The sequence below is a fragment of the Microvirga splendida genome (genome assembly GCF_016427565.1).
GTDB lineage: Bacteria > Pseudomonadota > Alphaproteobacteria > Rhizobiales > Beijerinckiaceae > Microvirga > Microvirga splendida.
Genome location: NZ_JAELXT010000005.1, coordinates 41968 through 55589 on the forward strand (window position 1 = coordinate 41968; position 13622 = coordinate 55589).

Below are 13622 nucleotides of genomic sequence, written 5' to 3' on the forward strand. Positions count from 1 at the left end.
CGTCACCCCCTGAAGAACAGCAGCGTGATCAGCAGGAAGGTCGGGATCAGGATGGCGCCCGACCAGAGCAGGTAGCCGAAGAAGCTCGGCATCTTCACGCCGCCTTCGCGGGCAATGGCATAGACCATGAAGTTGGGCGCGTTGCCGATATAGGAGTTGGCGCCCATGAACACGGCGCCCGCCGAGATCGCAGCCAACGTCATGGCGCCTGCCGTCATCAGCTGCTGCGGGTTGCCGCCGCCGAGTTCGAAGAACACCAGATAGGTCGGAGCGTTATCGAGGAACGACGACAGGCCGCCGGTGAGCCAGAAATAGGCGGCGTTGTCGGGGCTGCCGTCCGGGTTCGACACGAGCGCCACGAGCGGCGCGAAGGCGCCGTCGGCGCCGGCCCGCAGCATGGCGAGCACGGGAATGATGGCGATGAAGATGCCGGCGAAGAGCTTCGCCACTTCCTTGATCGGCCCCCAGGAGAAGCCGTTCTCGATCCGGTTCGCCTTCGGGGTCACTTTCAGCGAGATGACCGTGACGGCCACCATGATGAGGTCGCGCAGGGCATTCGCCAGCTCGACCTCCGTGCCGAGCACGGTGACGCGCCCCAGATCCGTGGTGGCGCTCATGAGGATCGCCGCGATGATGATGAAGATCAGAAAGAAGTTGAAGCCGCCCACGACGCGCACCGGATTGTCGGGAGTCGGATCCGGCCGCACGCGGCCTTCCCGGCGGTAGATCGCCAGATCGACCATGAAGAACAGGGCGAGCAGAAGGCCTGCTGCCACCAGGGTTTCCATGAACAGGTGCGTGGTCGTCCAGAAGAAGTCGACGCCGCGCAGGAAGCCGAGGAAGAGCGGCGGATCGCCGAGCGGCGTGAGCGAACCGCCGATATTCGACACCAGGAAGATGAAGAACACGATCACGTGCACGTTGTGCCGCCGGTCGTCGTTGGCGCGCATCACCGGGCGGATCATCACCATGGAGGCGCCGGTGGTGCCGATGAAGCTCGCCAGCACCGTGCCGATGCCGAGCAGGATCGTGTTGGTGCCCGGCGCGCCATGGATGTTGCCGCGCACGAGAATGCCGCCCGCCACCGTGAACAGGGCGAGCAGGAGCAGGATGAACGGGATGTATTCCAGCAGCGCCGTGTGGGCCAGCGCGTGGATCGCTGCCATCGGCCCGAAGGCCAGCGCCATGGGAACCAGCACCAGCAGGCCCCAGACGGCCGCGATCTTGCCCTGGTGATGCTCCCAGAAGTGCAGGGCCAGCAAGGGGAACAGGGCGATGGACAGGAGGATGCCCGCGAAGGGCAGGGCCCAGGCGAGGCCGAGGCTCGCCCCGTCGAACTCCGCCGCGAAGGCCGCCTGCGGCATGAGAATCGGGATGGCGGCGAGCACCACGGTCAGAGGGCGGAGCATGCGTGTGGGTCCCCACGGGCCGGTTCGACCGGCCCGTTCTTCAACGATTGAGAGCAGCTTTTAAGGGAAGGGATTCGAGGCCGCAACGGCAGGGCCGTTAACCGGCTGTTCACCATAAGTCAAAGATAGTACAACATCGTTACAAAGCCTTGCCGTGCTGGGATTTTTTGACCGATGTGCCGCTTTCTCGCCTACCGGGGGGAGCCGATCTTCCTCGACGAACTCGTCTGCGCCCCGGCCCATTCGCTGGTGCACCAGTCGCTGCACGCGGTCGAGGCCAAGACCGGGACGAACGGCGACGGGTTCGGCATCGGCTGGTACGGGGAACGCCCGGAGCCCGGCGTCTACCGGGAGGTGCGCCCCGCCTGGTCCGACGAGAACCTGCGCAGCCTGTGCGAGCAGGTGCGCTCCAAGCTCTTCTTCGCCCATGTGCGCGCCTCCACGGGCACCTCAACCACGCGGGCGAACTGCCATCCCTTCACCCATGGCCGCTACCTGTTCATGCATAACGGTCAGATCGGCGGCTATGGGCGCATCAAGCGGCGTCTCGAATCCCTGATCCCGGACGAGCTCTACGACCGGCGCCTCGGCACCACGGATTCGGAGGCGATTTTCCTCATGGCGCTCGCCAACGGCCTGGCGGAGGAGCCCGTGACGGCCATGGCCAGGACGCTCAAGACCGTGCGCGGCCTGATGACCGAGGCCGGCATCGAGGAGCCCCTGCGCTTCACCGCCGCCTTCACGGACGGCGAGAACCTCTGGGCCTATCGCTGGTCCTGCGATGCCAAGCCGCCGACCCTGTATTTCCGCGAGGACAATGGCAACCTGCTGATCGTCTCCGAGCCCATCGACGACAAGACCAAGGGCTGGCGCGAGGTGCCCAAGGGCTGCAGCCTCGTTGCGAAGGACGGCATCATCGCGGTCGAATGCCTCAACGAGGCCATGAGCCGCCTGGCGGCCTGAGCGGTCTTCAGGCGTTGAGCCGGCCCGAGGGCTGGGCAATCAGCGACTGGAGCGCGCCTCTGAGCGCTTCCATCTGCAGGTCAGTCTCTGCCTGAATGATGCTCTCGTCCGGCGCCTGAAGGGCGCGCAGGCGCGCATTCTCGGCCTCGAGCCGTTCGGTCTCAGCCATGAGGATCGCCACCTTCTCCAGGGCAATGCGAAGGCGGACCTGGGCGTCGTTGCGCTCCTCCTCGCGCAGCTGCGCCCGGTCGCGCCAGAGGCGGACGGCGACGCTGCCTGCTTCATCACTCATGGACGGCTCCTCACAGAGTCGATGGGGTGTTGCGGGAGCGCGATCCTAGGGGCGAGGTCTTAACCGATCGTTGGCGGCCCGCTGGGTCCGCACGATGCTCTCATTCAAGAAGAAAGCATCGGACGGATCCCAAAAGTGCAAGTCCACTTTTTGGGATCCGTCCGATGCTTTAAGGATCGAAACCCGGCAGGGCCGAGGCGCTCTCGCCCGACAGGGACAGCCTCGCATGGCGCTTGTGAGCCCGCTCGACCCAATCGGCCGCGACGGATTGGTCGAGGAAGAACGGCATCAGGCGGCCCTCTTCATGCGCCTTCAGGAACTCGGCCAGGGCCGCCTGCTCGACGCGCCGCTCGTGCGCGGTCTGCAGGCTGCCGACTCGATCCTCGGAATGCTCCTCGGCCAGGAGGAAATAGGCCGGTGCGTAATCGGGATGCGTCTCGATCACGGCGTCGAGCCTCGCCCTGCGCTCCGCGCCGTCGAACTGCAGGGCATGGACGAGGGCCGTGGCGCGGGTCGGAGCGTCCTCGTTCAGCTCGGCATAGACCTGCCGGGCGATGAACCGCCCCTCATGGGCGCGCACCAGCGCCGCGTAGCGCAGATGCGGATCGACAAAGTCCAGGCCCATCCGGGCCAGAGTATAGTAAGCGCGGTGTGCGCCGATGGCCTCGCCCTTCGCCTCCAGGAGCAGGGCGTTGTGATACAGGCCCGGCGCGGAGTGCGGATCGTCGATCTGTCCTCCCCTTTGCACGAGCCCCGAGAACGCCTCGACGGGATCGACCGGCAGCAGGAACGTCTGAGCCGGGGACAGGATACCGGCCTCTGCCGCCGGCTGCTCCATTGGGCCCGAAGGGCCGCCATAGGAGACGAGCCCTCCCGCGCCGACGAGGACGATCAGGCAGGCACCCGTCACCGCCAGGGAGGACATGGCCCAGGGGCGCAGGGAGGAGCGACGCGGCTCCGCCGGGATGCCAGCATCCGGGCCGGCAATCGTAAAGGCATGCACCGGGAACGGAATGTTCTTCACCTGCCGCTCGCCGATATCGATGAAGGGCACGGCGATCTGCCCGGAGACGGCCTCATGCACGGCGCGCGACAGGCAGATGCCTCCCGGCGAAGCCAGGGTCTCCAGCCGGGCCGCAATGTTGACGGCCATTCCTAAAAGATCGTTCTGGCGCTCGACCACCTCGCCCACCGAGATGCCGATGCGGAACTGCACCCGCCTGTTGTGCGGGGAGGCGAGGTTCTGCGTCCGCATGTAGTCCTGGATGTCGATGGCCGCGCGGGTGGCTTCCACGGCGCTGGCGAACTCGCACATGATCGAGTTGCCGGCCGTGTTGAAGACGCGCCCGCCATGATGGGCCACGAAATCGTCCAGAACGTTGCGGTAGGCCGCGAGTTGCTGCAGCGTTCCGTCCTCATCCTCCGCAATGAGCCGGGAGAAGCCCACGATATCCGCAGCAAGGATGGCGGCCACTCTCCGCTTCACGGGCGGGCTCCGCGGCATTTGAAGGCTTCACGGCGAAGCTGCGATGGCACCCCACATCCCGGCAAGATGAGGCCTTGTTGTTTACATGTTACAATATAGCGCTTTCCGAAAAGGAATGAAAGAGGCTTCTGCGGAATTCTTCCCTGTCCGGTCTTCCCGACGCTCGCAGCTCAGCCGTCCAGTTCGGGATAGCGCCGGAAGATGCCCTCCTGGTTGAAGGGAATACGCCGGGGGCTTGCCAGGTAGGCCTTGATGCGCGGTCGTTCCGTTACGGCATCGTGCAGGGCTGCCACGAGCGGCGTTTTCGTCAGGGCGCGGGCCGTGGCCTTGGGGAACGCATAGGAGAGGCCTTCGACGGCCTGGAAGAGAGACAGGTCGGCATAGGTGAGCGTCTTGCCGACGAGATGCCCGCCGCCCGAAGGGTTGCGGGCGAGGATCGCCTCGAACCAATTCAGGAATTTCGGGATGCGGCTGTCCCGGAAGTCCTGCGCGCGCCGGAGCGCCTCGTCCTTCTGGTCCTCATAATAGAGGCTGACGCCCACCGGGTGATGGGTGTCGTGCGCCTCGGCCACGAAATCGCCCAGGGTGAGCTGGATCTGGTGCGTCCAGAGACCGCCGGCCGGGTCCTTGGGTGCGAGCCCGTGCCGGGCCCCGAGATAGAGCAGGATCGCCGCCGTCTGGCCGATGACGGTCTCGCCATCCTTCAGGAACGGCGGCGCGAAGGGCGGGTGCTCCGCATGCTTCATCATCCGCAGCATCACGGCGACGCCCTCAGCCTCCCTGGCCGCGTCGATGTAGTCGGCGCCCGCCTCTTCCAAAGCAAGCCGCACGAACTCGCCGCGTCCCTGGATCGAGGGCCAGTAATAGAGCTCGTAGGCCATGGAGTGCTCCGGATCTCATCGGCGATGCTGCCAAGAGGGTGGAGCGTGGGGGCGGGAAGTCAAAGGGCGCTGCCGGCCAGACAGGCGAGCGCCTCGCCCTCCAGCCGCATGTGCCGATGATGAAGATCGCGCATGCCGATGGCCTCGTAGAAACGGATGGCGGGCCGCTCCTCTTCGACGAAGAGCTCCACGCGCACCCAACCCCGATCCACAGCCGCCTTTGCCACTGCGGCCATCAGCGCCCGCGCGGCTCCCGTGCGCCGCTCCTCCGGCAGAACGTAAAGCGCATGAACGATGCCCATGGGCTTGCCGCGCCACCCGGCATAGCCGCGGAAGAACGACACGAAGCCGACCGGCCTGCCGTCGCGCTCGGCGATGAGCGCCTCGAAGAGCGGATCGGGGCCGAAGCCGTCGGCCTCGATCCTCTCGGCCGATGTCCAGGGCGTCTGGCCGGGCAGATGATCGTCGACCAGGCCGGACACGAAGCGGAAAATCGTCTCAGAGTCCGAGGAGACGGCGGGACGTATGAGCAAACTCATGATGCACCTTCAAGACTGCCGTCGACGTACCGTCCCGACCTCATGCGTGCCGGGTGCGGGAGTCACGCCTGGCATTCCCATGCTTATCTTTCATGATTGCTTCAAGCAAAGGGTGTCATGTAGTAACGGTCCCCGGTGGAGGTTCTGTATGCGGCCGCTCGGTCTGTTGGCGACGCTTTCCGTCTATGGCGCGTTCGGCCTGATGCTCCTCGCCGGGACGGCCTGGGGCATGCCGGCGCTGCAAGCCCGTGGAATCCGGCCGGATATCTCCTGGTTCATCGTTGCGGGAGTGGTGTTCGCTGCCTTCGGGCTCGCCACCCTCATCCTGCTGGCTCTCGAGGGGCGTGAAACCCGTCGCGAATGGCACAGGCGGCTTCGGATCAAGCCCATGTCCGGGGAGGACTGGAGAACCGCTCTCGCGGGGATCGCCTTCATGCTGATCGGCTCGGGTGCCGCCTTCCTGGCGTTCAAGGCGCTTGATCCGGATTTCTCGCCTCACCCGCCGTTTCTGCAAATCACGCCGCTCCAATCCACCGAATACTGGGTGCTCCTGGCGTGGCTTCCGATGTTCGCTCTCAACATCGGCTGTGAAGAGATCTTCGGGCGAGGCTATCTCCTGCCGCGCAACGAACTGGCGGCCGGGCGCTACGGCTGGCTCGTGAACGCCTGCGGGTGGCTGCTCTTCCACATGGCTTTCGGATGGCAGCTCATGATCGTCACGGCCCCGGTGATCCTTGCCGTGTGCTGGGCCGTGCAGCGGCGCCGGAACACGACCATCGGCCTCGTGATCCATGGCCTCGCCAACGGCCCGAGCTTTATCGCCATCAGCCTGGGCCTGATGCCTGCATAGGATTTCGCAGCGGCCTGCGCCCGATCAATGCGCCTCGTCCCAGTTCTGCGCGGCGCGCGCGTCCACCGCCAGCGGCACCTTGAGCGACACGGCCGGGAAGGGCGCTTCCGTCATCACGCGGGAGATCACCGGCAGGCTCGCCTCGACCTCGTCGTCCGGCACCTCGAACACCAGTTCGTCGTGCACCTGCAGCAGCATGCGGGCGGAGAGGCGCTCGCTTTTAAGCGCATCCTCCATGCGGATCATGGCACGGCGGATGATGTCGGCGGCGGTGCCCTGGATCGGCGCATTGATCGCCTGGCGCTCCACGCCCGCCCGCTCGGACGGATTGCCGGACCTGATCTGCGGATAGTGGCAGATGCGCCCGAACAGGGTGGTCACATAGGATTTCTCGCGCACGAATTTCTTCGTCTCGTCGATATAAGTGCGGATGCCCGGGAAGCGCTCGAAATACTGCTTGATGAAGGCGGAGGCTTCCTGGTTGCCGATGCCGAGGCGCACGGCGAGGCCGAAGGCCGAGATGCCGTAGATGATGCCGAAATTGATGGTCTTGGCCTGGCGGCGCAGATCCGACGTCATCTGGTCGAGGGGCACGCCGAACATGGCGGATGCGGTGGCCGCGTGAATATCGACGCCGTTGGCGAAGGCTTCCTGCAATTGCGGAATGTCGGCGATGTGCGCGAGCAGGCGCAGCTCGATCTGGCTGTAATCCGCCGAGAGAATCTTGTGGCCTTCCTGCGCCACGAAGGCCTTGCGGATCTTGCGGCCGGCTTCCGTGCGGATCGGGATGTTCTGCAGGTTGGGATCGGACGAGGACAGGCGCCCCGTGGTGGTGGAGGCCAGCGAGAACGAGGTGTGCACCCGCTTGGTCTCGGGGTGCATGTGCTCCTGCAGCGTGTCCGTATAGGTGGATTTCAGCTTCGAGAGCTGGCGCCATTCCAGAATCTTGGCCGGCAGCTCGTGCCCGGCCTGCGCCAGCTCGTCGAGGAGCGTCGCAGGCGTCGCCCATTGGCCGGACGGCGTCTTCTTCGCGCCGGGCAGGCCCATGCGGCCGAACAGGATGTCGCCGATCTGCTTCGGCGAGCCGAGCGAGAACTTCTCGCCCGCCATCTCGTGGATCTCGTCCTCCAGACGCGCGAGCGTCTGGGCGAAATCGCCGGACAGGCGGCTCAGGATCTGCCGGTCGACCAGGATGCCGCGCATCTCCATGCGGGCCAGCGTGTCGACCATCGGGCGCTCCAGCGTCTCGTAGACGGTGGCGCGGCGCTCGGCCACGAGGCGGGGCTTCAACACATGCCACAGGCGCAGGGTGACGTCCGCATCCTCGGCCGCATAGGCCGTGGCCTTGCCGATCTCCACCTTGTCGAAGGTCACCTTGTTCCGGCCCGTGCCGGCCACGTCCGAGAAGGTGATGGGCGAGTGGCCGAGATGGCGGCGCGAGAGCTCGTCCATGCCGTGCGAGCCTTTTCCGGCATCGAGCACGTAGGAGATCAGCATCGTGTCGTCGTAGGGATGCACCTCGATCCCGTGGCGCTTGAACACGACCCAGTCGTATTTCATGTTCTGGCCGATCTTGAGGATTGATGAGTCCTCCAGCATCGAACGGATCGCATCGAGCGCATCGGTGACGGGGATCTGCCCCTTCACGAGCCCGCCGCCGAAGAGATCGGATTCGTCCCGGTGCTGCAGCGGCACGTAGCAGGCCTTGCCGGGCGCCAGCGCCAGGGAGAAGCCGACGAGGTCGGCGCGGTTCGCATCGAGATCGCTGGTCTCGGTATCGACCGCCACATGGCCCTGCGCGCAAGCCTCGGCGACCCATTCCTTCAGGCGTTCCAGGCTGGTGACGGTCTCGTAGGCCGTGACGTCGATGGGCGCCGAGGAGGCTTCCGTGGCGCGCTTTCCCGCAAGCTGCGAGGGCGTGCCGAGGCCCTCGACGGGCTTGCGCAAGGCGGCGGTCTCCGGCAGGTCGAGGCCCGCGAACGGGTCGATCTCGCCCGAGGCTGCGCCGGCCTTGTCGAAGAAGGGCACCGCATCGTCCGTGGGCGCCGTCACGCCGGTGCCGTTGCCGGTCCAGCGGATCGCCTCGCCGCCGGGCATGAGGCGCGGGTCGGGCGGGATTGCGGACGGATCGGCCTCGTAGAGCTCCGCCACCCGGCGCGTGAGGGTCGAGAATTCCATGGCCTTGAGGAAGCCGACCAGCGTCTTCGGGTCGGGCTGGGGCAGGGTCAGGTCGTCCAGCGGCACCGGAACGGGCGCCTCGCAATCGAGCGTCACGAGCTTCTTGGACAGGCGCGCGATGTCGGCATTGGCGATCAGGCTCTCGCGGCGCTTGGGCTGCTTGATCTCGGGCGCGCGCTCCAGCAGCGTTTCGAGATCGCCGTATTCCTTGATGAGCTGGGCTGCCGTTTTCAACCCGATGCCCGGCACGCCCGGCACGTTGTCCGAGGTGTCGCCCATCAGCGCCAGCACGTCGCCGATTTTTTCCGGCGGGATGCCCTCCCATTTCTCGATGACGGCGGCTTCATCGAGATTCCGCTCGGGCCGGTAGCCGGGCTTGCCCTTGGAGCCCGACTCGAAATCGTAGAAGCAGACCTTGGGCCCCACGAGCTGCATCAGGTCCTTGTCGGACGAGATGATGAGCACGTCGGCCCCGCGCTCCTTGGCCTGCTGGGTGTAGGTGGCGATGAGATCGTCCGCCTCGTAGCGCTGCAGCTCCACGGGCTCGAGCCCGAAGGCGCGGATCGCCTCGCGCATGATCGGCATCTGGACCTTCAGGTCGTCCGGCGCATCCGGCCTATGGCCCTTGTAATCCTCGTAGAGCTCCTTGCGGAACGATCCCTCGGACTTGTCGAGCACGATGGCCAGATGCGTGGGCTTCAACCCCGCCGCCCCGTCGCGCATGAACTGCAGGAGCTTGGACACGAAAAGCCGCACGGCCCCCGTGGGCATCCCGTCCGAGGTGCGGGAATTGTACTTCTGGTCCTGGTTCATGGACTGGAAGTAGGCCCGGAAGATGAAGGACGAGCCGTCGACGAGAAACACATGATCGCCGGCTTGGACGGGACGGGAGGAGGGCATCGGGTCTCGGGGGCTGGTGGGCTGCTCTTAGGGGAAGAAATAGCGGGTCCGGGGGCGGATGGCTATGGGTAGGGTCACGAGCCAGCTGGTAGCCAGAGCCCCGTTGCGTCCCTTTGAAATGGACAGGTATGAACCTCGGCTGCGAGATGCCTTCTCCCTGCTAACTTAAAGGTAACAATGAGAAATTCTGCTTGGCGGTGAGGATGTGCGCCAGAACACCTGCACTTCATTGCACAACGTTATAAACCTGAAATAGAACGATAGATCGTTTACTAGCGCCATTCCAGGTTCCAGTGTGATTCTGTTGCAAATAACAGTTCAAGACTAAACAATTGGAGGAGTGATCATGACATTCGATATTTGGAGAGCCGAGCAGGATGTGCGCCTTGGTGAGGCAACGAACTCATATGCTGATCGGCCTTCCATCGCTTATCTGCCGAATGGCGGCTATGTCGTGGGGTGGCGTGAGAACAATCAGCTGAAGTTCAAAATCTACAACGGTGCTGGTGACAGCCAGAAGAACCCTGACGGCACCGATAAAGTGTACTCCGTCGACTCCAGCGGAGGTAGCCAAAACAACCTGGAATTCCAAGCCATCGGACCGAATGGCAGCTTTGCGGTCAGTTGGAATTCAGGTGTGACAACCAGCGGCGATCAAAAGATTCGTGTTTTCACCCACAACGGAGACGGTAATTACACCGGCGGCAATATTGAAACCATGCAAACGGGAAGCGCCGGCGCTGCAGAACTCGCTTCGGTCTCACCGGACATGAATGGCGGCTTCGTCAGCATCTATACGAATGGAACGCGTGTTTACCTTCAGAGACATAACGCCGATGGAACCAAGAACGGTAATGCATCCGTCTTTACGGCTGGTACCTCCTCACCCGATTACGCAAGAGCGGTCCAGGTCGCTCCTGACAAATTCGTTGTATCCTTTGGCTTTGGAGACAACATTCGCGCCCAGATTGTGACGTTCAATGGAAATACGGCGAATTGGACCGAGATAGGGTCACCAAACACCGGGATCGGCACCGGAGGAAAATCGCAGGTTGTCGCCTTAAAGGGCGAGAATGGCTTTCCCGACGGTCGATTTGCCATCGTGTTCGACAACGGGGCGAACCTCTACGCCAAATTCTACGATGCGGATGGTCTGCGCATCGGCGCTGCCGAAGGAGTGCTGCTCACGAACGACGCCTGGAACAATGGCTACTTCTTCGATGTCACCGCCATTCGGGGCGGGCGGATTGCGGTCACGTATTCAGGCGATGCTCTGATCAACGGTAACATCGTCCTGAAGGTCCTCGATGTAAACGGCAAAGGCGCAGATGGTATCAGCGAGCCTGATACCATGGTCATTGACAATACAGATAACCAGTTCACGCCTACGATCACCGAGATGACAGATGGGCGTCTGGCTGTCGCTTGGCATGACACAACACGCGGTCAAAGCGATGTCTCTTCGGTGATCGTCGATCCTCGTCTTACAGCCGTGACTGTCGAGGGTACGGCGCGGAATGATTTCTATGTTGGATCGGAGTATGGCGTCGACATCCTGCGCGGCTATGAAGGTAACGACACGCTTCTGGGCGGCGCCGGCAACGATGTGCTGAACGGCGGTACCGGCGCGGACAGCCTCAACGGCGGCGAGGGCTTCGACATCGCCTCCTATTACGACGCCACCGCCGGGGTTGAGGCCAACCTTGCCGACCCGACGAAGAACAGCGGCGAAGCTCTCAACGACCGTTATGACCTCATCGAGGGCCTCAGGGGGAGTGGCTTCGCCGACAGCCTGACGGGCAATGCCAGCAACAACTCCCTCGAGGGCGGGGACGGCAGCGACACCCTCAAGGGCGGCGCGGGCAACGACACCCTGCTCGGCGGCAACAATGACGACCTGCTCTACGGCGGCCTCGGCGCCGATTCGTTCGACGGCGGCGCAGGCACCGATACCGTCACCTACGAGTTCACGGAAGCGCGTGTCGGCGTCGTCGTCGATCTCCAGGATCCGAGCAAGAACTCAGGCGAGGCCAAAGGCGACTCATACACCAACATCGAGGCCGTGATCGGAACGATCTGGAACGACACGCTGAGCGGTTACGACGATCCGAACAGGACCGACTCGCTCTTCGGCGGCAGCGGTCAGGACAGCCTGACCGGCGGCCGGGGCAACGATTACCTCAACGGCGGGGAGGGCAGCGACACCCTCAACGGCGGGCTCGGAGCGGATACTTTCTTCGGTTGGGAGGGGAACGACTTTGCCTCTTATGAAGACGCCCAGCAGGGAGTCGTAACGTCACTCTCTGCATCTGTCAGGAGTATAGAAGCGGAAGGCGACACGTACGAAAGCATCGAAGGCCTCATCGGCTCCTCTTTTATAGACACTCTTGAAGGCGACGAGGCCGCAAATGAACTTCGGGGCATGGGAGGAGATGACAAACTCTTCGGCGGCGGAGGTTCCGACACTCTGGAAGGCGGAGCCGGGAAGGATGCTCTTGATGGCGGCGACGGCGATGCAGTGTGGGACTACGCCAGCTATGAAAGAGCACTTACGGGCGTAACGGCCGACCTCTCCAATGAGGTCATGGCTGACTTAGCACCTGGACTCGGTGCTGCCGTTGCAGGCACTGGGGATGCATCGGGCGACAGGTACAGGAGCATCGAAGGCCTGATCGGCTCTGCGTACGGCGACACGCTTTACGGCAACGAAGGAGCCAACATCCTGCGCGGCATGGGCGGCAACGACGTGCTCGTCGGCCGGGCCGGAGCCGACCAACTGGACGGCGGCGCCGGGATCGACACGGCGAGCTACGCCACCGCCGGTGCCGGCGTGACGGTCAACCTCGCCAGCGGCAAGGGCGCCGGCAGCGACACCCAGGGCGATACCTATGCCAGCATCGAGAACGTGATCGGCTCCAACTTCGCGGACGTGTTCGTCGGCAACGGGGCGGTCAACGTCTTCCAGGGCGGGGCAGGCGACGACGTGTATTACGTCGGCGCCGGCGATATCGTCATCGAGAACGCTAACTCGGGCAACGACAAGGTCGTCACCAGCGCGAATTACACCCTCGGGGCCAACATCGAAGTCCTTGAGGGCACCGGCGCCGGCGCGCTCGCTCTCACCGGCAACGCGCTGAACAACACGATCATCGGCAATGACGCCGGCAACTGGATCGATGGCGGCATCGGCGCCGATACGATGATGGGCGGGGCGGGCGACGACATCTACGTCATCGACAATGCCGGGGACGTGGTCGAGGATTACAGCGGCAACAACACCATCGTCACCTCGGTGCAACTCAACCCGAACAACGTGCGCGGCTCGTTCGTGAACATCACGGTGGCGGAAGGCTACTCCTTCAACGTGGAGGGCACGAACGGCGACAACGTGCTCATGGGCAACAGGTTCGCCAACACCCTGAAGGGCAACGGCGGCCACGACAAGATCTACGGCCTGCAGGGCAACGACCGTCTCTATGGCGGCTCGGGCAAAGATGCGGTCTATGGCGATGCGGGCAACGACCGTCTCTATGGCGATTCCGGCAACGACAAGGTCTATGGCGGGCTCGGCAACGACCTGCTGCGGGGTGGATCGGGCAAGGACGTGTTCGTGTTCGACACCCGGCCGAACAAACGCTCCAACGTGGACAAGATCTATGACTTCAAGTCCAGGGACGACAGCTTCCACTTGGAGAACAAGTACTTCACCAAGCTGGGCTCCGGCTCGTCCAAGGGCAAGAAGTTCAAGTCGGACATGTTCACCGAGGGCAAGAAGGCGCAGGACCGGGAGGATCGCATCGTCTACGACAAGAAGACCGGCGCGCTCTACTATGACCAGGACGGCACCGGCTCCAAGGCCCAGGTGAAGATCGCCACCATCACCAACAAGACCACCCTCAAGTATCACGACTTCTTCGTGATCTGATCGGAAGTCGAATCCTTGAACTGATGCCGCCCGGCTCATCGCCGGGCGGCATTTTTGTTGTGTGGAGTTTTGAGGCCTTTTTGCCGGTTCGTTTCTCTCGACCTCATTCTGAGGAGCCGCAGAGCGGCGTCTCGAAGGAGGATCCAGAGAGCGCTGGAGACGCCCTCGTGCCCGGACACAATCCGGGGCTTCGAGACGG

Annotated in this window: 9 protein-coding genes; 3 read left to right on the forward strand and 6 right to left on the reverse strand. The window is 63.9% G+C overall.

Translation table 11 applies throughout. From position 1 onward, the window contains the following. Positions 1 to 2: 2 nt before the first annotated feature. Positions 3 to 1409 carry a sodium:proton antiporter gene (locus JAO75_RS06995; protein ID WP_199047814.1) on the reverse strand — a complete coding sequence of 469 codons (1407 nt, stop codon included), beginning with the start codon at positions 1407 to 1409 and terminating at the stop codon, positions 3 to 5. 174 nt (positions 1410 to 1583) lie between these two features. Between JAO75_RS06995 and JAO75_RS07000 the strand changes: the two genes are divergently transcribed. Further along, a complete protein-coding gene (locus tag JAO75_RS07000; RefSeq protein ID WP_199047815.1) occupies positions 1584 to 2372 on the forward strand; it encodes a class II glutamine amidotransferase in 789 nt (262 codons plus the stop codon). A gap of 7 nt (positions 2373 to 2379) precedes the next feature. Here the strand turns inward: JAO75_RS07000 and JAO75_RS07005 are convergent, their stop codons facing one another. The 4 genes from JAO75_RS07005 to JAO75_RS07020 form a co-directional block, all read right to left on the reverse strand. After that, entirely contained in the window at positions 2380 to 2664 is a 285-nt protein-coding gene (locus tag JAO75_RS07005; protein ID WP_199047817.1) for a hypothetical protein, read from the reverse strand. Positions 2665 to 2833: 169 nt separating this feature from the next. Next, a complete protein-coding gene (locus JAO75_RS07010) occupies positions 2834 to 4150 on the reverse strand; it encodes an adenylate/guanylate cyclase domain-containing protein (protein WP_343234567.1) in 1317 nt (438 codons plus the stop codon). Between the two features lie 170 nt (positions 4151 to 4320). Next, on the reverse strand, positions 4321 to 5031 hold the full coding sequence (locus JAO75_RS07015) for a glutathione S-transferase (protein WP_199047819.1): 711 nt from the start codon (positions 5029 to 5031) through the stop codon (positions 4321 to 4323). Between the two features lie 59 nt (positions 5032 to 5090). Next, a complete protein-coding gene (locus JAO75_RS07020) occupies positions 5091 to 5570 on the reverse strand; it encodes a GNAT family N-acetyltransferase (RefSeq protein WP_199047820.1) in 480 nt (159 codons plus the stop codon). 148 nt (positions 5571 to 5718) lie between these two features. On the opposite strand from JAO75_RS07020, the gene JAO75_RS07025 reads away from it, so the two are divergent. Next, positions 5719 to 6420 carry a CPBP family intramembrane glutamic endopeptidase gene (locus JAO75_RS07025; RefSeq protein WP_199047821.1) on the forward strand — a complete coding sequence of 234 codons (702 nt, stop codon included), beginning with the start codon at positions 5719 to 5721 and terminating at the stop codon, positions 6418 to 6420. Positions 6421 to 6444: 24 nt separating this feature from the next. On the opposite strand, the gene polA is transcribed toward JAO75_RS07025, so the two are convergent. Next, complete coding sequence (polA, locus tag JAO75_RS07030; protein WP_199047822.1) at positions 6445 to 9498, reverse strand: DNA polymerase I; 3054 nt, start codon at positions 9496 to 9498, stop codon at positions 6445 to 6447. Between the two features lie 1102 nt (positions 9499 to 10600). On the opposite strand from polA, the gene JAO75_RS07035 reads away from it, so the two are divergent. Further along, positions 10601 to 13423 (forward strand): calcium-binding protein, encoded by a 2823-nt coding sequence (locus tag JAO75_RS07035; RefSeq protein ID WP_199047824.1) that lies wholly within the window; start codon positions 10601 to 10603, stop codon positions 13421 to 13423. Positions 13424 to 13622 lie beyond the last annotated feature (199 nt).

Coding starts and splice junctions, on each gene's coding strand:
- JAO75_RS07015 (WP_199047819.1), bottom strand. CDS start 5,031: ATGGCCTACGAGCTCTATTACTGGCCCTCGATCCAGGGACGCGGCGAG.
- polA (WP_199047822.1), bottom strand. CDS start 9,498: ATGCCCTCCTCCCGTCCCGTCCAAGCCGGCGATCATGTGTTTCTCGTC.
- JAO75_RS07005 (WP_199047817.1), bottom strand. CDS start 2,664: ATGAGTGATGAAGCAGGCAGCGTCGCCGTCCGCCTCTGGCGCGACCGG.
- JAO75_RS06995 (WP_199047814.1), bottom strand. CDS start 1,409: ATGCTCCGCCCTCTGACCGTGGTGCTCGCCGCCATCCCGATTCTCATG.
- JAO75_RS07000 (WP_199047815.1), top strand. CDS start 1,584: ATGTGCCGCTTTCTCGCCTACCGGGGGGAGCCGATCTTCCTCGACGAA.
- JAO75_RS07025 (WP_199047821.1), top strand. CDS start 5,719: ATGCGGCCGCTCGGTCTGTTGGCGACGCTTTCCGTCTATGGCGCGTTC.
- JAO75_RS07020 (WP_199047820.1), bottom strand. CDS start 5,570: ATGAGTTTGCTCATACGTCCCGCCGTCTCCTCGGACTCTGAGACGATT.